General features: G+C 41.3%; 13 protein-coding genes, 3 rRNA genes and 3 pseudogenes. 8 read left to right on the forward strand and 11 right to left on the reverse strand.

Going from position 1 to position 22,550, the window contains the following annotated elements; all coding sequences use genetic code 11:
* Nucleotides 1-9 precede the first annotated feature (9 nt).
* On the forward strand, nucleotides 10-720 hold the full coding sequence (gene deoD, locus ACGEDC_RS08540) for a purine-nucleoside phosphorylase (RefSeq protein WP_394497652.1): 711 nt from the start codon (nucleotides 10-12) through the stop codon (nucleotides 718-720).
* Between the two features lie 67 nt (nucleotides 721-787).
* Here the strand turns inward: deoD and ACGEDC_RS08545 are convergent, their stop codons facing one another.
* The 6 genes and pseudogenes from ACGEDC_RS08545 to ACGEDC_RS08570 form a co-directional block, all read right to left on the reverse strand.
* Nucleotides 788-1,147, reverse strand: coding sequence for a hypothetical protein (locus ACGEDC_RS08545; protein WP_394497654.1), 360 nt, complete (start codon nucleotides 1,145-1,147; stop codon nucleotides 788-790).
* A 211-nt stretch (nucleotides 1,148-1,358) separates the two neighbouring features.
* A complete protein-coding gene (locus tag ACGEDC_RS08550; RefSeq protein ID WP_394497656.1) occupies nucleotides 1,359-1,610 on the reverse strand; it encodes a hypothetical protein in 252 nt (83 codons plus the stop codon).
* A gap of 148 nt (nucleotides 1,611-1,758) precedes the next feature.
* Nucleotides 1,759-2,508, reverse strand: a complete 750-nt coding sequence (gene pstB, locus ACGEDC_RS08555) for a phosphate ABC transporter ATP-binding protein PstB (protein WP_394497658.1) — start codon at nucleotides 2,506-2,508, stop codon at nucleotides 1,759-1,761.
* A 58-nt stretch (nucleotides 2,509-2,566) separates the two neighbouring features.
* On the reverse strand, nucleotides 2,567-3,436 hold the full coding sequence (gene pstA, locus ACGEDC_RS08560; RefSeq protein WP_282167354.1) for a phosphate ABC transporter permease PstA: 870 nt from the start codon (nucleotides 3,434-3,436) through the stop codon (nucleotides 2,567-2,569).
* A 2-nt stretch (nucleotides 3,437-3,438) separates the two neighbouring features.
* Nucleotides 3,439-4,343: pseudogene (gene pstC / locus ACGEDC_RS08565) on the reverse strand (phosphate ABC transporter permease subunit PstC).
* A gap of 100 nt (nucleotides 4,344-4,443) precedes the next feature.
* Nucleotides 4,444-5,253, reverse strand: coding sequence for a phosphate ABC transporter substrate-binding protein (locus tag ACGEDC_RS08570; protein ID WP_055025424.1), 810 nt, complete (start codon nucleotides 5,251-5,253; stop codon nucleotides 4,444-4,446).
* A 550-nt stretch (nucleotides 5,254-5,803) separates the two neighbouring features.
* Between ACGEDC_RS08570 and ACGEDC_RS08575 the strand changes: the two are divergent.
* A pseudogene (locus ACGEDC_RS08575) lies at nucleotides 5,804-7,002 on the forward strand (potassium/proton antiporter).
* 18 nt (nucleotides 7,003-7,020) lie between these two features.
* Here ACGEDC_RS08575 and ACGEDC_RS08580 read toward each other — a convergent pair.
* Together ACGEDC_RS08580 and ACGEDC_RS08585 are read right to left on the reverse strand one after the other, a co-directional pair.
* Nucleotides 7,021-7,215: a DUF2061 domain-containing protein gene (locus ACGEDC_RS08580; protein ID WP_055025422.1), complete on the reverse strand. Its 195-nt coding sequence runs from the start codon at nucleotides 7,213-7,215 to the stop codon at nucleotides 7,021-7,023.
* Nucleotides 7,216-7,424: 209 nt separating this feature from the next.
* On the reverse strand, nucleotides 7,425-8,159 hold the full coding sequence (locus ACGEDC_RS08585) for an NUDIX hydrolase (RefSeq protein ID WP_394497661.1): 735 nt from the start codon (nucleotides 8,157-8,159) through the stop codon (nucleotides 7,425-7,427).
* 327 nt (nucleotides 8,160-8,486) lie between these two features.
* Between ACGEDC_RS08585 and ACGEDC_RS08590 the strand changes: the two genes are divergently transcribed.
* Nucleotides 8,487-9,635 carry an endo-1,4-beta-xylanase gene (locus tag ACGEDC_RS08590; protein ID WP_394497663.1) on the forward strand — a complete coding sequence of 383 codons (1,149 nt, stop codon included), beginning with the start codon at nucleotides 8,487-8,489 and terminating at the stop codon, nucleotides 9,633-9,635.
* Nucleotides 9,636-9,751: 116 nt separating this feature from the next.
* Here the strand turns inward: ACGEDC_RS08590 and ACGEDC_RS08595 are convergent, their stop codons facing one another.
* Together ACGEDC_RS08595 and ACGEDC_RS08600 are read right to left on the reverse strand one after the other, a co-directional pair.
* The gene (locus tag ACGEDC_RS08595) at nucleotides 9,752-10,654 is read right to left on the reverse strand and encodes a 1,4-dihydroxy-2-naphthoyl-CoA synthase (protein WP_065108835.1); all 903 of its coding nucleotides are present in this window, start codon (nucleotides 10,652-10,654) and stop codon (nucleotides 9,752-9,754) included.
* A gap of 83 nt (nucleotides 10,655-10,737) precedes the next feature.
* Nucleotides 10,738-11,088, reverse strand: a complete 351-nt coding sequence (locus ACGEDC_RS08600) for a hypothetical protein (protein WP_394497666.1) — start codon at nucleotides 11,086-11,088, stop codon at nucleotides 10,738-10,740.
* Nucleotides 11,089-11,253: 165 nt separating this feature from the next.
* Between ACGEDC_RS08600 and ccoG the strand changes: the two are divergent.
* The 5 genes and pseudogenes from ccoG (at nucleotide 11,254) to ACGEDC_RS08625 (ending at nucleotide 21,452) form a co-directional block, all read left to right on the forward strand.
* A pseudogene (ccoG, locus tag ACGEDC_RS08605) lies at nucleotides 11,254-12,680 on the forward strand (cytochrome c oxidase accessory protein CcoG).
* Between the two features lie 529 nt (nucleotides 12,681-13,209).
* Nucleotides 13,210-14,751, forward strand: a 16S ribosomal RNA gene (locus ACGEDC_RS08610).
* A gap of 349 nt (nucleotides 14,752-15,100) precedes the next feature.
* Nucleotides 15,101-17,992, forward strand: a 23S ribosomal RNA gene (locus ACGEDC_RS08615).
* Between the two features lie 168 nt (nucleotides 17,993-18,160).
* Nucleotides 18,161-18,276, forward strand: a 5S ribosomal RNA gene (gene rrf, locus ACGEDC_RS08620).
* Together the 16S, 23S and 5S rRNA genes form the textbook arrangement of a ribosomal RNA operon.
* A 665-nt stretch (nucleotides 18,277-18,941) precedes the next feature.
* Nucleotides 18,942-21,452: a bifunctional diguanylate cyclase/phosphodiesterase gene (locus tag ACGEDC_RS08625; RefSeq protein ID WP_394497668.1), complete on the forward strand. Its 2,511-nt coding sequence runs from the start codon at nucleotides 18,942-18,944 to the stop codon at nucleotides 21,450-21,452.
* A gap of 7 nt (nucleotides 21,453-21,459) precedes the next feature.
* On the opposite strand, the gene ACGEDC_RS08630 is transcribed toward ACGEDC_RS08625, so the two are convergent.
* Nucleotides 21,460-22,404, reverse strand: coding sequence for an alpha/beta fold hydrolase (locus ACGEDC_RS08630; protein WP_394497670.1), 945 nt, complete (start codon nucleotides 22,402-22,404; stop codon nucleotides 21,460-21,462).
* Nucleotides 22,405-22,550 lie beyond the last annotated feature (146 nt).

The following is a 22,550-nucleotide window of genomic DNA, read 5'->3' on the forward strand; positions in this document are numbered from 1 at the left end:
AGTAACAAGATGACACCACATATTAATGCCCCTGAAGGCGCTTTTGCTAAAACTGTTTTAATGCCTGGCGATCCTTTACGTGCTAAATATATCGCTGATAATTTTCTTGAAAATGTCGAGTTAGTGACTGATGTTCGTAATATGCTGGGATATACCGGTGAGTTTAATGGCAAACGTATTTCTGTTATGGGTTCAGGCATGGGAATACCATCAATTTCTATTTATGCTAAAGAGCTAATTACCGAATATGGTGTTGAGAATATTATTCGTATTGGTTCATGTGGGGCTGTTAGCGACAAGATCAAATTAATGGATGTGGTAATGGCGATGGGCGCGAGTACTGATTCAGCGATTAACCGTACCCGTTTTGCAAACACTGACTTTGCCATGATTGCAGACTTTAACATGTTGCGCCTTGCGGCTGACGCAGCAGAAAAACAGGGTGCTAGTTACCACGTAGGTAACTTGTACTCGTCAGATTTATTCTATTGCGCTGACGATTCACGTTACGACTTGATGGAAAAGTACGGTATTTTAGGTGTTGAAATGGAAGCGGCTGGTTTATATGGCGTTGCAGCTGAATATGGTGCTAAAGCATTGGCTATGATGACAGTGACAGATCATTTAAGACAAGGATTACATTTAACAGCTGAAGAGCGTCAGCAAACCTTAAATGACATGATTAAACTTACCCTTGAAGCGGTAAGTCATTTAGACTAAACATTAACACTCCGCTCGGTTGCTATAGATAACAATCGGGCGGAATGCATCAAGCTACATATTGAGGTTATCTCATTCCTAAACTGGCAATACTGCTGTCTTGAGTATATTTAATTGCCTCTGCACATAGACTCGTCTTTTGTTGTTCATCAGATGATTTGAACTGTGAAATATAAATATCTAATTCGTCGTTTGTCTTTTTCGTCATCATCATCTCTTCAATGCCTGTTTTATACTTTTCTACCAATAATTTTTTGATGACAGTTGCCTGTGTAGCAGCTTCTTCGGTATCAATATCACTATAAAATACCTCGCAAAACATTAAGCCTGCCATGCCAATTGCATCTTCAGTGGTAAGTTGTTGAGCAGCAGATGCAGGCCCAATAAGTAAACAGCTAGCAATAGCAGCAGAGATCAATCTTTTCATTTGTTACCTCTATTAAAGCTAAAATATTCAATAAAATTGAATCCATTTTTTAAATGTTAACTAAATTTCGGGGGGTAAATTGTTATTGAGCTCTAGAGGGAGTGAGTTTTTAGTCTTTTTTATTTATTAAATGAGTCGAATAAAGGGAGGTTATTGAAGGTGTAAAGCTAGCTAGAACGGAGTTACATTATTTTTTGTATTATGACTCAAATCATTTCATCGTGACTTTGCCACCAATCATTTTATAAGCAGGAGTTCCACGAACTAAAGTATCTCTAGCGAAAGGGGTATCACATTGGGGGCAGATACAAGGTTTCTCGGTGTAATCATCGACTATACGTTCTTTAAAGCATTTAACTAATGCACCCTTTCCTCCTTTACGATACTTAAAAAGCTGAGTTTTACATTTAGCGCAGAATACATCAACGGTGCGGGTCGGTCCTTTTGCGTTTGGTTTAGCCACTGTTATTTCCAATATGAATAGAAGTTAAATGGTAAAGCAAACGCAAAAAAGTTAATAGTGGCGAAAAATGTATGGGCAATAAAAAAGCCTTCAATAAAATATTGAAGGCTTTTGTTTTAAGCTATTTGCTCAATAGTCAGCAACTATATTAACCGAACTCACCGCTCACATAACCTTGAGTTCGTGAATCTTGTGGGCTATTAAACACTTGTTGTGTTTCACCTTGTTCAACCAACTCCCCCATCCAGAAGAAAGCCGTTCTGTCTGAAATACGCTTTGCTTGGTTCATTGAGTGAGTCACGATAACAATGGTGAACTTTTTACGTAATTCATCCATTAGCTCTTCAATTTTGTGGGTCGCAATAGGATCAAGTGCACTGGTTGGTTCGTCCATTAAGATCACTTCAGGTTCCATCGCAATAGCGCGAGCAATACAAAGGCGTTGCTGTTGACCACCTGATAAACCAAAAGCAGGTGTATTTAGTCTGTCTTTAACTTCTTCCCATAAAGCTGCGCCACGTAATGAGTCTTCAACAACTTTATCTAATACGGCTTTATCTTTAACGCCTTGGGCTTTAAGGCCAAAAGCGATGTTTTCATAAATACTCATCGGGAAAGGGTTTGGCTTTTGAAACACCATACCTACTCGCATTCTTAGGTTTTTTACATCAACGTCGGCATAAATATCTTCACCTTCGAATGCCACAGTACCTGTAATTTTGACTCCTGCAACCAAGTCATTCATTCGGTTTAGCGTGCGTAGCAGTGTTGACTTTCCGCAACCTGATGGCCCAATTAAAGCCGTCACTTGGCGTGATGGGATGTTAATTGAGATATCTTTTAACGCATGGTTTTCGCCGTAAAATAGGTCTAAGTTGTTTACTTCAAGTTTGTTCATGATCTGGCCTTTAATTAACACGATGTTTTACGTGTTATTACTATTCGTTTGTTTAATGCTAAGAAGATTTATTTAATCGGGTAGCAATGACTTTGGTTGCTAAATTTAGTGCTAATACCAATACAATTAAGATGGTTGCAGTGGCATAAGCTTGATCCCATTCGTGCTGAGTAAATAACTCTTGGGTTAACTTATATAAATGAACAGTCAATGTTCGGCCTGAATCTAATACAGAGTCAGGAATTTGAGTCACCATACCAGCGGTTAAAAATACTGGTGCTGACTCTCCAATAACGCGGCCAGTACTTAAAATGACCGATGTAACAATACCTGGTAAAGCGCTTGGTAATATTAAGCGCCAAATAGTGTAAATTTTACTACTGCCTAATGCATAACCACCTTCACGGTAGCTCATTGGGACAGCCATTAAGGCTTCTTCCGTAGTACGAATGATGACGGGTAAAATCAACATAGCTAGCGTTAATGCACCCGACAAGATTGAAAAGCCTAAGCCTAAGGTCGTGACAAAGAATGTCATACCAAATAAGCCGTAAACAATTGATGGAATACCCGCTAATGATTCAGTACAAAAACGGATAACCTGTACAAATTTACTGCCAGGTTTTGCATATTCAGTAAGGTATATCGCAGTCATAATCCCAATTGGTGCGGCGAAAGCGAGTGAAAGCAATACCATGTACACCGTTGAGACAATCATCGCCCAAATACCAGAAGCTTCGCCAATGCGGGTATAGGCACCAGTAATAAACTCCCAACTAACATGGCTTAATCCATTTGAGAGAATGTGCCAAACCACCCATAACAAAAATAAGATAGTGATACCGGCAGCAGCCCAAATAGCGCCATGAAGCAATTTATCTTGATTCTGTCTCGATACTAATGAGTTTGATTGAGTAAACTTAGACATGATTAATACGCTCTCTTGCGATTTAGGTATAACAATGAACCGTTAAGCAAAACGATAAATGCCAATAAGACAATACCTGTTGCATACAGTGCACTTGAATGGATGCCTGTTGCGTAAGACATTTCCATTGCGATGTTAGCGGTAAGTGTACGTGCAGGCTCCAATAACGAACCTGGCATAGCCGGTGCGTTACCCATAACCATAATGATGGCCATTGTTTCACCAATTGCACGAGCAACGCCCAGTGCAACGCCTGTAAAGATGCCGCTTTTAGCGGCAGGGATCAGTACTTTAAAAATACTGTATATATGCGATGCGCCCAAGGCTAGCGCACCTTCCTTATACACTGAAGGTAAGGCTCTAATAGATGTTTCTGAAATAGTAATGACGGTTGGCAAAATCATAATTGCCAACACAATGATTCCCGCCAAAATAGTGTTACCAGCAGGAATATTAAAAATCGTTTCAATGGCTGGGACAATAATCACCAATCCAAAAAATCCGTATACAACAGAAGGAATGCCAGCCAGTAACTCAACTGCTGGTCTAACTAAATCTGCTAACCATTTAGGGGCAATTTCTGCCAAAAATACAGCGGTTAAAATAGCAATAGGGACACCAATGATTACAGCACCAGCTGTTGATATCATTGAGGCAACAATCATAGGTAAAATGCCATAAAGTGCTGGTGGCAGCCATTCTTTACCTGTTACAAACTCAGTAACACCTGCTTCTTTAAATGCAGGTAAACCTTCGTTAAATACAAACCATCCGATGGTGGAAACCGATAGTACGCCAACCATAGCGCAACATAGGAAAAGGCCATGAAAGAAGATTTCTTTTATGTCCATGGCTTTTTTGGTGCAAGTTGCAGTCCTTGTGATTGGACTTTAGTTGCTGTATTCATCATATGCCTCGAGGTCGTACTGATGATTAATCATTTTTAATATTTGATAGAAACTACAAAAGAGGAGCATAAGCTCCTCTTAATATACCGTGGTCAGCTATTACTGAACGCGGATGTAACCTTCTTCAGCAACAATGCTTTGACCGTCATTTGACATGATAAAGTCGATGAAGCTTTGTGCATTCGGGTGTGGCTGGTCATTCACTAAAACGATGAATGGACGAGCAATTTGGTATTCGCCAGCTGCAATGTTTGTGTCAGTAGCTTCAACGCCACCTACACTTAGAGCAACTAAAGAATCATCAACTGAACCAAGAGAGATATAACCGATGGCGTATGGGTTATTCGCAACGATTGTTTTGATCATACCGTTACCATTACCTACTTGAGCTGTAGGTGTAATAGCCGTTACCTTGTGGCCATTAACAGTACGTTGTAAGTCCATGATTTCTTCGAAAGCGCCACGAGTACCAGAACCGTTTTCACGAGTTACTACAACGATTGGACGAGCTTCGCCACCTACTTCGCTCCAGTTTTTGATTTCGCCGCGGTAGATTTTTGAAATTTGTTCTTGAGTTAAGTCTTGAACTGGGTTTGCTTTGTTTACTGCAGCAGCAATACCGTCACGAGCAATAACGATTTCTTTTGTTGTATCGTTTAACTCATTTTCTTTAATGTTACGAGAAGACATACCAATCATGCTGGTGCCGTCTTTCGCTGCACGAATACCAGCAGAAGAGCCAGTGCTTTGTACTTCAACATTCTTTTTAGCAGTGTTTTGATAGTTCTCTGCTAGCACTTCCATAACGTGTGCAACAGATGTTGAACCAGATACTGTCACTGTACCAGCTTGAACAAGAGGTGCCGTCATTAAGCCAACAGCAGTTAATAAACCAATCACTTTTTTCATCACAAATTCCACTTATTATTTGTACTTAAATTTGTACTTAATACCCATCTTGGATATTGAAAGTTAGGGTGCTTCTTTCTCGCTGTAATTTGAAGCGAGTGCATTAAGACAGATCAATATGACAGTAAAGTTACAGTGTTCTTTGTTGAAATTGGATTATCTAAAGCTACCTAAGCTTATGTTTTTTTATGTTATGTTTATGTGTGGTGGATGTGTTTATTAACTATAATTCAGTAAAAAAACGCTGAATACCTTAAATTGCTATTGAAGGGGTCAAAGCCAAGTATTATTGAAGTGTAATGGTGTTCAATTTGACTGAATAAGCGCAAAATGCTTTTAGTGTTAATCTTGGATTAAGCTTAAGTTAAGGTGGGTTTGAGGATTGATGTTATATTGCCGCCAAATTATTTAGCGTAAAAATTTTTATTAAAGTTTTATTACACTCAAGCACTGCCAATAATTAAGTTATAAGCTGCGATGTCTTTATAACTTAAGTTTGATTTTGGTGGCCTTCTCAGTTCATTTTCTTATCAAAATAAAAAGGGACGTTATGACCACAGAAATGATTATGATTGGAATGTCTATTCTGATCGTTATTGGCATTTTATTGCATCATCCTTCTCGTACCTTAGGGATCCCGTCGCTATTCATCTTTATGGGAGTGGGTCTTTCACTTGGTAATGGTGAGTTTAATTTTGTTTATGACAATTTGGACAAAACTGCATGGATTGGTGGCTTAGCGCTAAATGTGATTGTTTTTGTTGGTGGCCTTAATACCTCGACGGATAAAATTAAGATAGCGTATAAAGAAGGGGTGTTTTGGCATCCTTTGGTGTGATATTTACCACTCTTATCTTCGCTTGTATTTTATATTTGCTGCTCGACTTCAATTTTGTAATTTGCCTACTATTTGCCGCTGTTGTGTCTTCAACGGATGCGGCGGCTGTATTTTCGATTTTAGAGTCGAAAAAGTTAAAGTTAAAAGAAGAAACCGACACCGTCTTGGAGTTTGAGTCAGCAACCAATGACCCAGTAGCTATGCTCATGGTTATTGTATTAACAGAGATGGCACTGTCTTCAACACAATCGGTTACTGTATCTTCTTTAAGTTTGAGCTTGTTTACTCAAATCGCTGTTGCAATTATCGTCGGATTTTTAATTGGTAAGCTTGCTGTAACACTGCTAAATAAGATTAGTTTGTCAGAGTATGGCTTGATACCAGTGTTTGTATTAGCCAGCTTTATTATTGCGACTTACGGTGCTGATTTATTGGGGGGCAATATATTATTGGCTTCTTACATTGCGGGTGTCGTTATTGGGAACGGCATTAAAAGAGGGCAGCAAGTTAACTTGCACTTTTTTAACAGTTTATCTTGGTTGGCTCAGGCACTAATGTTTATTGTGTTAGGTCTACAAATATTCCCACAGACGCTGATGACCGTATTCTGGATATCTATACTTCCAGCTTTATTACTCATATTTGTTGCAAGGCCGCTTGCTGTTCAACTGTGCTATTTACCTTTTGTAAAAGCCAGTTGGAAAAAGCGACTATTCATTTCTATGATAGGCCTAAAGGGGGCAACACCTATTGTGTTTGCGTTAATACCTGCTGCAGCTGGTGTTCCAGGCGCAATTGATATTGTGCATATGGTGTTTTTCTTTGTATTATTTTCTATCTTTATTCAAGGTGGAGCGATAGCGCCATTGGCAAATAAGCTAGGACTTGAAAAAGACAAACCTGCAAAGTAGTTTTCTTAATATGAGGCACTAGCTGATAGCGTTAGCTAAGCTGTTTGCCTCTATTTTATTCCAAACTTTGTCATGGAAATAAAAAACAATTGTATTTACGGCAGGTTCTATTAATGCCACAGCACCACCAATGACAATACTTCCAGTTAGTAAATATGTAATGGTGAATGCAACACTGAAATGCAAAATAGCGAAAGTCATGGTTTTTTTCATGTGAACCTCGAGTAAGTTTGTTTTTAACCACTCAAATGATAACGGTTATCATTACCATTTAAAGTGTTTTTTACAAATTAAGTCAAAAGGTTTATTCGATTAAACTGGAGTATCTCGTCGGGTCGTGTATATCTATCTGATTGAGAAGAATAAAAAAGTCGCTTAAGCGTATCTTAGGCGACTTAATAACGTTTCATTAGCGGATTGAATTAAAATTCGAAGTTAAATCCATACTGTTTAAGCTGTTCGTAAACCACTTTATCAAAACAAAATAATGCGGCAGCACGATGAGCTACGTTCTTTTGTTTTTCGTTGCAATTGATCAATAGATTCATTTTTAATATCTTGCGTCTAAAGTTAGGCTTATCGAGCTTACTGTTAAGAATTGATTCGTAAATCTCTTGTAACTGCAGCAGGGTAAATTTCTCTGGTAATAAATTAAAGCCAATTGGTTCGTGGTGGACTTTATATTTAAGATTACTTAGTGAGCTTTTAATAATTTCTGCGTGATCGAAAACGAGCTGCGGTAAGTTATAGACATCAAACCATTCAATTTCATAGGCGTTATTGCCCATGGCTAAACGTGTTTCATCAAAACGTACTAAAGAATAAAAGGCAACCGTAATGATACGACGGGTAGGGTATCGATCGACTTGACCAAATGCGCCTAGCTGATCCAAATATAAGTTATCGACACCTGTTGTTTGTTTCACAACCCTCGATGCTGCATCTTCAAGGTTTTCATCCATCATTACCCAATGACCAATAAGACCCCACTTGTTTGCCGCTAATCCTCTATTGTATTTCACTAATAGAATTTTCAGCTTACCTTCATGCATAGAGAAAATAAGATTATCCACCGACACATTCGTGATGGTGTTATCTGGCAAAGCTTCTTCTTGGGCTAACTCATTGGCATTTAAAATCGGCTTTACTTTCATCATAGTACCTAGCATATGTAAAACGTTGGCTATATCGGTCAGATATAAAGGTTATTTAGCTTAATCTAATGAAATCACGATAAAAAGAAAAATAAATTTTAATCAATAAGAGTAAATTAAGCGCACTTTGGGCGCAACGAATTCTGTTGTTTACAAAAAATCAATTGAAATGAATCTTGGTTTTAGGAATATTATATGTAATAGTCATTTTAACAATAAGCTGTGTTTTGTTAAATTTTGTCCGTTTTACCCTATGAAGCGAATCGTGTCCTCACTTCTTAGATTATCGAAATGCGACTTCATTATTACTATTAACATAAAGGGATTGATATGTTTGTACCTGATAATTCGCTAATAAGCTGCGCTGGTTTGAAGAGGTTTGTACCATTACTTGCTTGCCTACTTTTGCCTGTAACTCTGCAAGCCGCTGATGCTAAGACAGAGTTACAATTAAAAGATCACTTTGCTGAACAATTTAAAATCGGTGCAGCATTAAGTGAAGCGCAAATCTTAGATAAGAAACCAGGTGTATTAGATTTGGTTGCTCAGCAGTTTAATAGTTTAACTGCTGAAAATGTTATGAAATGGGAAGAAATTCACCCAAGCCCTCAGCAATATAACTTTAGTACGCCTGATAAATTGGTGAGTTTTGGTCAGAAACATGACATTTATATGGTAGGACATACATTGTTATGGCATCAGCAGACGCCAGATTGGGTATTTGAAGACGAGAAGGGTAATTTACTTGAGCGTGACTCTTTACTTGAAAGGCTACAGTCACATATCAATACCGTGTTAGGGCAATATAAAGGCAAGGTGCAAGCATGGGATGTTGTTAATGAGGCATTTAATGAGGACGGTACACTTCGCGATTCAAAGTGGTTAGCTATCATCGGCCCTGACTATATTGAAAAAGCGTTTGAATATGCACATCAAGCTGATGCTGATATTGCGCTTTATTACAATGACTACAATTTATTTAAGCCTGCAAAACGTAAAGCGGTGGTTAAGTTAGTTAAGCAACTTCAATCAAAAGGTATTCGCATTGATGGTGTTGGGATTCAAGGGCATTATGCATTGGATTATCCTGATTTAAATGAAGTTGAAAACTCAATTAATGCATTTGCTGATACAGGCGTCACCGTTATGTTTACAGAGGTTGATGTATCAGTATTACCCTTTCCAGATGAAGACAATCAAGGCGCAGATATCAGCTTAGATATGGCATTGCAGCAACAGTTTAATCCTTATGCTGACGGACTTCCTTCAGATGTTGAGCAACAACTTGCGCAGCGTTATAAGCAAATCATTGATTTATTTATAAAGCACCAACAAAAAATCGATCGTGTGACATTTTGGGGTGTCGATGATGGTCAAACTTGGAGAAACGATTGGCCAATGACAGGCCGAACAGATTACCCATTGCTATTTGATCGTGAGCTGCAATTAAAACCGTTTGTAAAAGACATCATAAACTAAGTCAGGTTTGATTGAGGGTACGCATTTATAGTCAAAAGGCGTGGCTAACGATAAAGTAAGCCACGCCTTTTTCAATTATTGGCGAAACAAGTAACTTAAGGTTAATTAAGCTTGTTTTAGTAGTGCCAAGGGAATTTAGAAAAATCTTGGTCGCGTTTTTCTAAAAAGGCATCACGGCCTTCTTGTGCTTCATCAGTCCCATAAGCAAGGCGAGTCGCTTCTCCTGCAAATAGTTGCTGACCGACTAAACCGTCATCTGGCAGGTTAAAGCCATATTTAAGCATACGCATGGCAGTTGGCGATTTGCTGTTAATTTCTTTTGCCCAAGCTAAAGCTTCTGTTTCTAACTCTGCGTGAGGAATTGAGCGGTTAACCATGCCCATATCGAATGCTTCATCGGCTGAGTAATTAAACCCAAGGAAGAAAATTTCACGAGCACGTTTTTGACCAATCATTTTGGCTAAGTAAGCACTTCCATATCCAGAGTCGAAACTGCCGACATCAGGATCGGTTTGTTTGAAAACGGCGTGCTCTTTTGAAGCAAGGGTTAAATCGCAAACAACGTGTAAGCTATGACCTCCGCCAACAGCCCAGCCAGGAACTACTGCAATAACCACTTTCGGCATAAAGCGAATCAAGCGTTGCACTTCTAATATATGAAGGCGACCCATACGGGCGACATCAGGTTTACCTTCTTCAGCCCCTTCATACTTATAGCCGTCTTTACCGCGGATGCGTTGATCTCCTCCGGCACAGAAAGAGTGTTGGCCTTTTGCTGATGGACCATTACCGGTAATGAGCACACAGCCAACGTCTGACCATTGGCGAGCATGATCTAACGCAGTATAAAGCTCATCAACTGTTTTAGGTCGGAAAGAATTGAGACAATCAGGGCGGTTTATCGCAATACGAACAGTGCCTTGATCTTTTGCTCGGTGATAAGTGATATCTTCAAAGTCGAAACCACTAACTGTGTCCCAAAGAGAAGGGTCAAAAATATCTGAAACCTGTTGAGTCATGTTTACTAGCCTTTTTCAAACGATTATCCAAAGGCTAGGCTGATTTAAATCTCAGGTCAATTACAGATGTCGTAAAGCTCGAATTAAATCTTGTCACAGATTAATTGAAGGTTATCTTTACCAAAAATAGGATGTTTTGATCCAAAACCACAATATTCTGACTTAAAATTGGCAACCGATTCATTGTCAGTGAAAATGTCTTTAAACGCGTTAACCTCTTTACCTGACAATCTTTCTATTACACCTGAAGGTATTTTAATGACCTTGTCACTTTTTCTAATGATTTTTGTGCCTGTCATTGAAGATATTTTATCATCTGCATTGTCCATAACTGATTGTATTTCAGCTATCGGCTCATCGAGTTTATCGGTTTCGGTAGCAAAGTAGTAAATTACACCGGCAATCAGTGCGATTAGGATCCAACCTCTCATCATTTAGTCCAATTAAAGTGAATAACCATGAATAATACGAGTATAATATACTCAATTAACACTCTGTAAACGAGTGTGTAGCAGTTTCAGTAGATTATTATTTTAAAATATTAACTTTTTCTGCAATCACAATAGAGTTTGCCCCTTTTTAAGTAGTAAGGCATCGAGATGACAAAAGAATCGACATCTAAAGATTTTTCCAAACAAAAGCGGATTAAAATCCATCAGCCAGATGCTAATAAAGCAGATCGTTTCAATCCAAGTAACAGTATTTATGTGCGTGCTGTAACCGGACTTTGGACAACAGTAAGAAGACGTATTGGTTGGGCAACCATGTCATTCTTTCTGATATTGCCATGGTTACCATGGGGAGACCGTCAAGCCGTTTGGTTTAATCTAGGTGAACAGAAATTCCATATCTTTAGTTTGACTATTTGGCCTCAAGATCTGACTTTGTTAGCAGCACTATTTACTATCGCTGCATTCGGCCTCTTTTTGTGACCACTTATCTAGGCAGGGTATGGTGCGGCTATACTTGCCCACAAACGGTTTGGACGTTCATCTTCATTTGGTTTGAAGAAAAATTCGAAGGTGCCAGAAATAAGCGTATCAAGTTGGATCAAATGCCATGGAGCTTTAATAAACTTTGGCGAAAAACGGCGAAGCATACTTCTTGGGTACTTGTTTCACTATTAACTGCAATGACCTTTGTGTCTTACTTTGTACCAAGTCGTGAAGTCTACATTGATGTTTTCACCCTAAACGCGGATCTAAGCATCTACTTCTGGGTCGTATTCTTTACTTTAGCAACCTATGGTAATGCTGGTTGGATGCGCGAGATTATGTGTATTCATATGTGTCCTTATGCTCGCTTTCAGGCTGCTATGTTTGATAAGAATACATATATAGTTGGTTATGATGCAAAGCGTGGTGAAACTCGAGGGCCAAGATCTCGTAAAGCAAACCCTGTAGAAATGGGATTGGGCGACTGCATAGATTGTGATTTATGTGTGCAAGTGTGCCCAACCGGAATCGATATTCGTAATGGCTTGCAATATGAGTGCATTAATTGCGGTGCTTGTATTGATGCCTGTGATACGACTATGGAAAGAATGGGCTATGACAAAGGCCTAATAAGTTACACCACCGAAAATAAACTTGAGAATATTAAAGAGACAATTGTTAGGCCAAAACTTGTTGGCTATGGCGTAGCGCTAACAGTCATGATACTCGTCTTTGTATATGCCAGCGCAACTATTGCGCCAGTGCGTATGGATGTCATTAGAGATAGAAATGCTTTATATCGTATTACTAATGACGGGCTTGTAGAAAATACATATACATTGAAGCTGCTCAACAAAACTGAACAAGCCCAAGAGTATCAACTTTCGATGACAGGTTTAGATAACTATCAGTGGACCGGTCCGACAGACGTTTCTATACAAGCTGGAGAAGTATTAACGCTTCCTGTCAGTATTGCGGTTGATCCAGGTGCTTTAGAGCGAACAGTGACAAAAATTAATCTAATTGTGATTGCAAATATCGATGGAAAGCCTGTTTCTATCAAACAAGAGTCAAGATTCTTTGGTGATTAAACCTAGGTATTTTAGGTAAAAGGGGCTGTTTAGCCCCTTTTTTATGCGTTTCGTTCAAAATCTCAGCTGTTAACCCTGTTTTATTAAATTAATTCAATTTAGCCCTTGCACGGTTTCATAATCTCCCTATAATGCGCATCCACTGACACGGCAACAGGCACTAGCCAACACTGAGTCAGCTTGATTTGAAGCGGTTTTAACCACCTAAAATCAACAGCGAAAAGAAGTTTGAAAAAACACTTGACGCTGACAACGGGAAGTGTAGAATACGCATCCCTGACCAACACGGTCAACGCTCTTTAACAATCAAACAAGTAAATCTGTGTGGACACTCACAGGTGTTGAGTTAATCGAAATTGCTGACTTCTTTCTTGTAAAGAATGGAGCAATCAAAATTATTATCAATATTTTCTGAATCACGTAAGTGATGAGTGTTCATAGCAATATGTACAAACAGGATGTAGATTCTTCCGAGTCTGCATAATGTAATCAGAATTCATTGAGCCGAGACTTAGTCTCAAAAAAACTTTAATTGAAGAGTTTGATCATGGCTCAGATTGAACGCTGGCGGCAGGCCTAACACATGCAAGTCGAGCGGTAACAGAAAGTAGCTTGCTATTTTGCTGACGAGCGGCGGACGGGTGAGTAATGCCTAGGGATCTGCCCAGTCGAGGGGGATAACAGTTGGAAACGACTGCTAATACCGCATACGCCCTACGGGGGAAAGGAGGGGACCTTCGGGCCTTTCGCGATTGGATGAACCTAGGTGGGATTAGCTAGTTGGTAAGGTAATGGCTTACCAAGGCGACGATCCCTAGCTGTTCTGAGAGGATGATCAGCCACACTGGGACTGAGACACGGCCCAGACTCCTACGGGAGGCAGCAGTGGGGAATATTGCACAATGGGGGAAACCCTGATGCAGCCATGCCGCGTGTGTGAAGAAGGCCTTCGGGTTGTAAAGCACTTTCAGTAGGGAGGAAAGGTAGCAGCTTAATACGTTGTTACTGTGACGTTACCTACAGAAGAAGGACCGGCTAACTTCGTGCCAGCAGCCGCGGTAATACGAGGGGTCCAAGCGTTAATCGGAATTACTGGGCGTAAAGCGTACGCAGGCGGTTCATTAAGCCAGATGTGAAATCCCCGGGCTCAACCTGGGAATTGCATTTGGAACTGGTGAACTAGAGTCTTGTAGAGGGGGTAGAATTTCAGGTGTAGCGGTGAAATGCGTAGAGATCTGAAGGAATACCGGTGGCGAAGGCGGCCCCCTGGACAAAGACTGACGCTCATGTACGAAAGCGTGGGGAGCAAACAGGATTAGATACCCTGGTAGTCCACGCCGTAAACGATGTCTACTCGGAGTTTGGTGCCTTGAGCACTGGGCTCCCAAGCTAACGCATTAAGTAGACCGCCTGGGGAGTACGGCCGCAAGGTTAAAACTCAAATGAATTGACGGGGGCCCGCACAAGCGGTGGAGCATGTGGTTTAATTCGATGCAACGCGAAGAACCTTACCTACTCTTGACATCCAGAGAACTTTTCAGAGATGAATTGGTGCCTTCGGGAACTCTGAGACAGGTGCTGCATGGCTGTCGTCAGCTCGTGTTGTGAAATGTTGGGTTAAGTCCCGCAACGAGCGCAACCCCTATCCTTATTTGCCAGCGCGTAATGGCGGGAACTCTAGGGAGACTGCCGGTGATAAACCGGAGGAAGGTGGGGACGACGTCAAGTCATCATGGCCCTTACGAGTAGGGCTACACACGTGCTACAATGGCGAGTACAGAGGGTTGCAAAGCCGCAAGGTCTAGCTAATCTCATAAAGCTCGTCGTAGTCCGGATTGGAGTCTGCAACTCGACTCCATGAAGTCGGAATCGCTAGTAATCGTAGATCAGAATGCTACGGTGAATACGTTCCCGGGCCTTGTACACACCGCCCGTCACACCATGGGAGTGGGCTGCACCAGAAGTAGATAGTCTAACCTTCGGGAGGACGTTTACCACGGTGTGGTTCATGACTGGGGTGAAGTCGTAACAAGGTAGCCCTAGGGGAACCTGGGGCTGGATCACCTCCTTACCTATACGACTAACTTGATGTTTGTTGAGTGTTCACACAGATTGCTTGTTACTCCTTTATGGAGTTGAGCGAAATGCGCCGCCAGCCGGTTAGCATTGTTCTTTAACAATTTGGAAAGCTGATAGTATTTAATTGCATGAGTCTGTCATGTTAATTAATACAAATCGTATTATTGGGAAGTTAATCCCTTTTCAGTAATACATTGAGTTCTCAAAACACTTTATTAAGTGTCTTGAATATTCTAAAAACTAAGGCGAATTTGTGTAGTGTTCATTCACATGCAAATTATGTAATAAACCAGCTAGTTACGGTACAACTTGAGTTTCTTTGAAACTTATTTGGGTTGTATGGTTAAGTGACTAAGCGTATACGGTGGATGCCTTGGCAGTCAGAGGCGATGAAGGACGTAGTAACTTGCGAAAAGCGTTGGCGAGCTAGTAACAAGCATTTGAGCTAACGATGTCCGAATGGGGAAACCCGGCCACATAAGTGGTCATCATACAGTGAATACATAGCTGTATGAGGCGAACTCGGGGAACTGAAACATCTAAGTACCCGAAGGAAAAGAAATCAACCGAGATTCCCCTAGTAGCGGCGAGCGAACGGGGATTAGCCCTTAAGTCTATGGGGTGTTAGTGGAATGTGTTGGAAAGCACAGCGGCACAGGGTGATAGCCCCGTACACGAAAACTAACCATAGATGAAATCGAGTAAGGCGGGACACGTGACATCCTGTTTGAATATGGGGGGACCATCCTCCAAGGCTAAATACTCCTGACTGACCGATAGTGAACCAGTACCGTGAGGGAAAGGCGAAAAGAACCCCTGTGAGGGGAGTGAAATAGAACCTGAAACCGTATACGTACAAGCAGTGGGAGCGGTTCTTGAGACCGTGACTGCGTACCTTTTGTATAATGGGTCAGCGACTTACGTTTTGTAGCGAGGTTAAGCGAATAGCGGAGCCGTAGGGAAACCGAGTGTTAACTGCGCGTTTAGTTGCAAGGCGTAGACCCGAAACCGAGTGATCTAGCCATGGGCAGGTTGAAGGTTGAGTAACATCAACTGGAGGACCGAACCGACTAATGTTGAAAAATTAGCGGATGACTTGTGGCTGGGGGTGAAAGGCCAATCAAACTCGGAGATATCTGGTTCTCCTCGAAAGCTATTTAGGTAGCGCCTCGAGCGAATACCACTGGGGGTAGAGCACTGTTAAGGCTAGGGGGTCATCCCGACTTACCAACCCTTTGCAAACTCCGAATACCAGTGAGTACTACTCGGGAGACAGACGGCGGGTGCTAACGTCCGTCGTCAAAAGGGAAACAACCCAGACCATCAGCTAAGGTCCCAAAGTTATTGCTAAGTGGGAAACGATGTGGGAAGGCTTAGACAGCTAGGATGTTGGCTTAGAAGCAGCCATCATTTAAAGAAAGCGTAATAGCTCACTAGTCGAGTCGGCCTGCGCGGAAGATTTAACGGGGCTAAGCAATACACCGAAGCTATGGGTTTGCACTTAGGTGCAAGCGGTAGAGGAGCGTTCTGTAAGCGGTTGAAGGTGAAGGGGTAACCCACACTGGACGTATCAGAAGTGCGAATGCTGACATGAGTAACGATAATGGGGGTGAAAAACCTCCACGCCGAAAGACCAAGGGTTCCTGTCCAACGTTAATCGGGGCAGGGTGAGTCGACCCCTAAGGCGAGGCTGAAAGGCGTAGTCGATGGGAAACAGGTCAATATTCCTGTACTTTTGCTAACTGCGATGGAGAGACGGAGAAGGCTAGGCTAGCGCGGCGTTGGTTGTCCGCGTTTAAGGTTGTAGGCTGTTCACTTAGGCAAATCCGGGTGAACATTAGGCTGAGAGCTGATGACGAGCCGCTAAGGCGGTGAAGTAGTTGATGCCATGCTTCCAGGAAAATCTTCTAAGCTTCAGGTTAGTAGGAATCGTACCCCAAACCGACACAGGTGGTCGGGTAGAGAATACCAAGGCGCTTGAGAGAACTCGGCTGAAGGAACTAGGCAAAATGGTACCGTAACTTCGGGAGAAGGTACGCTCCTGACGGTGATGAGACTTGCTCTCTAAGCTGTTGGGAGTCGCAGATACCAGGTGGCTGCAACTGTTTATCAAAAACACAGTACTGTGCAAAATCGCAAGATGACGTATACGGTATGACGCCTGCCCGGTGCTTGAAGGTTAATTGATTGGGTTATCTTCGGAGAAGCTCATGATCGAAGCCCAAGTAAACGGCGGCCGTAACTATAACGGTCCTAAGGTAGCGAAATTCCTTGTCGGGTAAGTTCCGACCTGCACGAATGGCGTAATGATGGCCACGCTGTCTCCAGCCGAGACTCAGTGAAGTTGAAATTGCGGTGAAGATGCCGTATACCCGCGGCTAGACGGAAAGACCCCGTGAACCTTTACTATAGCTTGGCACTGAACATTGAACCTACATGTGTAGGATAGGTGGGAGACTTTGAAGCTCAATCGCTAGATGGAGTGGAGTCAATCTTGAAATACCACCCTTGTAGTTTTGATGTTCTAACCGCGGCCCCTAATCGGGGTTCGGGACAGTGCCTGGTGGGTAGTTTGACTGGGGCGGTCTCCTCCCAAAGAGTAACGGAGGAGCACGAAGGTTGGCTAAGTACGGTCGGACATCGTACGGTTAGTGCAATGGCATAAGCCAGCTTAACTGCGAGACATACACGTCGAGCAGGTACGAAAGTAGGTCATAGTGATCCGGTGGTTCTGTATGGAAGGGCCATCGCTCAACGGATAAAAGGTACTCCGGGGATAACAGGCTGATACCGCCCAAGAGTTCATATCGACGGCGGTGTTTGGCACCTCGATGTCGGCTCATCACATCCTGGGGCTGAAGTCGGTCCCAAGGGTATGGCTGTTCGCCATTTAAAGTGGTACGCGAGCTGGGTTCAGAACGTCGTGAGACAGTTCGGTCCCTATCTGCCGTGGGCGTTGGATGATTGAAGGAAGCTGCTCCTAGTACGAGAGGACCGGAGTGGACGAACCGCTGGTGTTCGGGTTGTTATGCCAATAGCATTGCCCGGTAGCTACGTTCGGAATCGATAACCGCTGAAAGCATCTAAGCGGGAAGCGAGTCCTAAGATGAGTCATCCCTAGGAATTTAATTCCTCTAAAGAGCCGTTCGAGACTAGGACGTTGATAGGCAGGGTGTGTAAGCGTTGTGAGGCGTTGAGCTAACCTGTACTAATGACTCGTGAGGCTTAACCATACAACCCAGATGAGTTTTTATCTGAGTTGATGGTAACTAGATTTATTACTTACTGTTGAAGGTAAGACTTAGTAAAGAATACAAAGCGCTTAATAAAGTTGAAAACTCAAAGAAACAAACAGCTTTCCGAATTTAGTTAATTGCGATAAGCGATTAACACCGAATTTGCTTGGTGACAATAGCATTGTGGTCCCACCTGATCCCATCCCGAACTCAGTAGTGAAACGCAATCGCGCCGATGATAGTGTGGGGTCTCCCCATGTGAAAGTAGGTCATCGCCAAGCGCCTAATTTCTCTTTTAAGAGAGCAGAAAGCCCGTTACTCACGTAATGGGCTTTTTTGTGTCTGTTTGTTAAGTGGATTGAGTGTAGCGAAAGACAGTGTGGACGATATGCCCATGTGAAAGTCAGCTATGGTAAAGTGCCTAATTTGTTTTTTAAGAGAGCAGGTAGCCAGTTACTCATGCAACGGGCTTCTTGTGTGTGTAATTTAAGATATACATCTTCAGAAACGAAGCTAAAACAAGTTTAGACACGTGAACTGCTGATCGTGTGATTGATATGCCCATGTGAAAATAGCTCATCGCCAAGCGCCTAGTTTCTCTTTAAGAGAGCAGATAGCCCGTTACTCACGTAACGGGCTTTTTTGTGTTTGATCATTGAGGCAGATTCTTGAGAAAGTTATTCTCATTTTTCTGTGAGCTCATTATGAGCACTGGTAGATTATTCCTCACAATGTGTCACTTAATAAAACGAAATTTCTTATTTGTGTTTTTATCTAACAGCTAATTAATTAGTGTATAAAAATGCTGGAAGAGCGTTAATATCCCCTTAATAATCAGACAAATGTATTATGTTTTGGTTAAAGTCGTTTTTATAGTTGTTGATTGTGTTTGTCTTTAGTATGTTATCAATGCGATACATTCTTATTAACAACTAACGGTGTACATTTGCCAAAGCGACCTTCTTTTTCACTATCGTTCTTAGTGCCATTTTTCTTATGTTCTCTGTACTTATTATTAGTTAGCGGAGAATTTTACTATGAGAGAGATGAATTACGTTCAGAGGTCGCAGCAAGAGAGTCTAAACAGATTCAGAAAGATCTATTTAGAATGATCCATGTGGTAGAGTCTGCTCTGTCTGTACAAGATATTTCGAGAATTGAGCAAGAAGTATCCTTAGTTTCTACTGATAGCCATATGATGGTGTATGTCATTCTTGATGCTTCTAGTAGGATCAAATTTGCTAACCATGTAATTTGGCGAGAAAGTGATGCTCAGAATGTTGTTGAAGGTTATTCAAACGATATTCATCAACAAGTTGTTGCCGATGGTGAGTCTTTTATCAAGGTCAATAAAGACCGTTTATCAATTCAAGCTTATTACCCTATTAACACATCTTCTAATTACAGCTACTCAAGTGCTGTAGATGTGATTTATCTAGAATATGACATTTCTTCACTTATTGCTGATGCATCAGATCAGTTACAAAAGCGCTTTGTTTTCATTTGGGGAGCAGGTGGCTTACTTGTCGTATTTTTCTGTTGGGCTTTATATTGGCTATTAGTCAGACCGGTAAAGCAATTAACTACAAGAGCAAAAAATGTTCTGCAATCTAAACCAGATAACACAAGAATTAATTGTCTAGTTGAAGAGGTGTATAACCTTGGCGAATCGTTATTACAGGCCGAAAAGCTAATTCAAGATAATAACCAAAAGGTGACCAACTCTGAGCAGCGTTGGCTGTATTCAATCAGTGCTAATAATAATGGCATATGGGATTGGAATACCCAGACGAATGAGGTTTTCTTATCTGATAATTGGAAAGAAATATTAGGTTATGAGACGAATGAAGTTACAAATAATTATGACGCGTGGGAATCTAGACTGCACCCAGATGAGAAAAACACTGTACTACGCGCTATTGAGCAATGCTTAGCGAATAAAACCGATCACTATGAGAGCGTGCACCGGTTACTCAATAAAAGTAACGAGTACATATGGGTGCTGGATAAAGGACAGATTATTCAGTGGGATGACAAAGGTAATCCGATTCGAATGATTGGGTCTATTACTGATGTCACTGCAGAGCTGCAAAATCAAAAAATTACTGTAGAGCGACAAAGCCATGCTGGTGTGTCTGATATTAAAGACCGTGAAGCATTAGCAAATGAACTATTTGATTTACAGGCTTATGCACGTAAGTCTGGTCAGTATTGCACTATGATGCTAATTAATTTAAGCAATATTAAGCTGGTTAATGAAGCTGTTGGCGAGCAATTGAGTGACAGATTATTAATGCAGATATCAGCACGATTAGCGGGGTCTTTTGCAGGAAGTTGCTTATTGAGTCGCTTAGGTGATGATGAGTTTGTTATTGCAGCTAAAAACTTAGGAGCGAACTTAGAACATGCTAACAAACGGGCTTTAGCGTTAGCGAGCGAAGTCAGGCAAGTTGTTGGACGAAGCTTTAACCTCTCAGGACAAGACTTTTCTGTTTTTACTCAAATCGGCATGGTGGTATTTGATGGTAAGGAGTCTTTAGACCCGAGTCAGTTATTATCTAGAGCTGATACTGCTTTAGGTAAAGCAATTGAGAGTCCCAATAACAGTTGTGTGTTACATAGTCTGCAGCTAGATGGAAGTCATCACGAACCTCAAAAGCTTCATCAAGAATTAAAGAAAGCCATTAAGCTCAATCAAATGTCTTTAGTGTATCAACCTGTTGTTGATATTGATGGTAATACAGAAAGTGTCGAAGTACTGATGCGTTGGCATCATCCTGAGTTCGGTTACATTAGTCCTAAGCAGTTTATTCCAGTCGCAGAGCTGTCTAACTCTATTTTTGAGCTTGAATTATGGATGTTAGATGAAGTGTGTCGTTTCATCGATAGCTTGCACAATACAGAACTTTCTTGTCCTTGTTTTTCGATCAATATTTCCTCGAGGCACTTTCATCAAGATATGTTTGTCAGTGTTATCCAATCAAAAATTGAGTCTAGAGGTGTAAAACCGGAATATATTCAATTGGAGTTGTCAGAGGATATCTTTTCGATTAATCCAGTGACGGCGAAAGCTAAAATACAAACGTTGCAACGTTTAGGTGTCAGAGTCGCTTTGGATGACTTTGGCTCAGGATTATGTCCGTTATATCGTTTACATGGGATCCATTTTTCACAAGTTAAGTTTGCAGCGAGTTATATCAACGATATTACGATTTCTGAAGACTCGAGAAACATATTCACCTCATTGGTTAATATGACTACAGAGCTTAACTACCCTGTCGTGGTAAAACAAATAGAAGACCGACAGCAATTAACCACACTCAGTCAGCTGAAGAGTAATCTATTCCAAGGATATGTGATTAGCCGACCGCTAACTCAACAGGACATAAAACACCTTCTAGAGTCAGAGTTGACCTTAAGTGTGGTTTGGAAGGTGCCTTTTAATGCCTTGTCTTAGTGCCTATTCAATACTGATTTAAAAAAGTGACTAAACTACGTAGTGCTTGGTTGCGTGCCTCATCAGCTTCGACAAAGACTTCATGGCGACAGTTAGCAATCCTTTTTATCTGGCAAAGGTTATTCTCAGCTCTATTTTGCGCCATGTTATCGACAATTTCATCATCTAGCGCTTGGAGTATCAGGATTGGCTTAATGCTTAATGCTGCTGCATTTATTGCGCGCTCTGCGGCATCAATTGCTTCAAGTAACCAATGATTAGTGGGTGAGCCTAGTTGAATTTCAGGGTGTTGAGCAAACACATCTAAAATCTGTTGGTACCTTGCTTGACTATGTGTCAGATGGTTTTTTTCGAACTCTACTGCTTGGTAATTGGTACCGCCGAGTACGTAGTTAGGCTGTTTATTTGGTTGTTTTTCATTGTAAGTATCTAATAGTGTTGCCAATGAGCGGATGAAAGCCTTATTAAATGGCAACTTTATTCCATACATGGGGGCGGAAAACACAGCAGCATTAAATACTGTCGGATGTTGCTGCATATATAAGGTTCCAATTGTTCCCCCCATTGAATGGCCAACTAAATATAAATCTTGGTGCGCTTGGGGTTTAACCACTTGCTCAACAAAGTCATTTAGATCATTAATGTATGTTTGGAATTTATTAATATGCCCTTGATGCTTGTTGGTGGTTGTTCGAGTTGAAAGTCCCTGACCTCTATGATCGAGAATATATAAACTAAAGCCTTGTTGATAAAGATCGAACATTAGTTCTTTGTACTTCAAATAGCTTTCAACTCGGCCACTGCTTATTACAATCGCTTTGCGACTATGTGGGTGAATAACATGAGCATAGGCGATGGAGATGTTCTCTTTGACCATGGTGGATTGCGTGACTGTTTGCCAGAATGCTTGTTGTTGATCGCTATTGAGTTGTTGTTCTGACGAAAAATACAAATCACTCACCTTTGGTTATCTGAGAATATATCGATATAAGATTGGGGCAGTGTAGCAAACTAACAGATGATATTTTAGTGAAAGTGATGTGTTGCGAGGAAACTTGCTATATTGACTGGTTTAGAGAACCAGTCAATATAGCGTTG

Source organism: Shewanella sp. ENK2 (assembly GCF_043568515.1).
Lineage (GTDB): Bacteria > Pseudomonadota > Gammaproteobacteria > Enterobacterales > Shewanellaceae > Shewanella > Shewanella japonica.

Excerpts from the sequence above, each read along its gene's own strand:
- deoD (WP_394497652.1), top strand. The coding sequence starts at position 10 with ATGACACCACATATTAATGCCCCTGAAGGCGCTTTTGCTAAAACTGTT.
- ACGEDC_RS08545 (WP_394497654.1), bottom strand. The coding sequence starts at position 1,147 with ATGAAAAGATTGATCTCTGCTGCTATTGCTAGCTGTTTACTTATTGGG.
- pstB (WP_394497658.1), bottom strand. The coding sequence starts at position 2,508 with ATGAACAAACTTGAAGTAAACAACTTAGACCTATTTTACGGCGAAAAC.
- pstA (WP_282167354.1), bottom strand. The coding sequence starts at position 3,436 with ATGTCTAAGTTTACTCAATCAAACTCATTAGTATCGAGACAGAATCAA.
- ACGEDC_RS08570 (WP_055025424.1), bottom strand. The coding sequence starts at position 5,253 with ATGAAAAAAGTGATTGGTTTATTAACTGCTGTTGGCTTAATGACGGCA.
- ACGEDC_RS08580 (WP_055025422.1), bottom strand. The coding sequence starts at position 7,215 with ATGAAAAAAACCATGACTTTCGCTATTTTGCATTTCAGTGTTGCATTC.
- ACGEDC_RS08585 (WP_394497661.1), bottom strand. The coding sequence starts at position 8,159 with ATGATGAAAGTAAAGCCGATTTTAAATGCCAATGAGTTAGCCCAAGAA.
- ACGEDC_RS08590 (WP_394497663.1), top strand. The coding sequence starts at position 8,487 with ATGTTTGTACCTGATAATTCGCTAATAAGCTGCGCTGGTTTGAAGAGG.
- ACGEDC_RS08595 (WP_065108835.1), bottom strand. The coding sequence starts at position 10,654 with ATGACTCAACAGGTTTCAGATATTTTTGACCCTTCTCTTTGGGACACA.
- ACGEDC_RS08600 (WP_394497666.1), bottom strand. The coding sequence starts at position 11,088 with ATGATGAGAGGTTGGATCCTAATCGCACTGATTGCCGGTGTAATTTAC.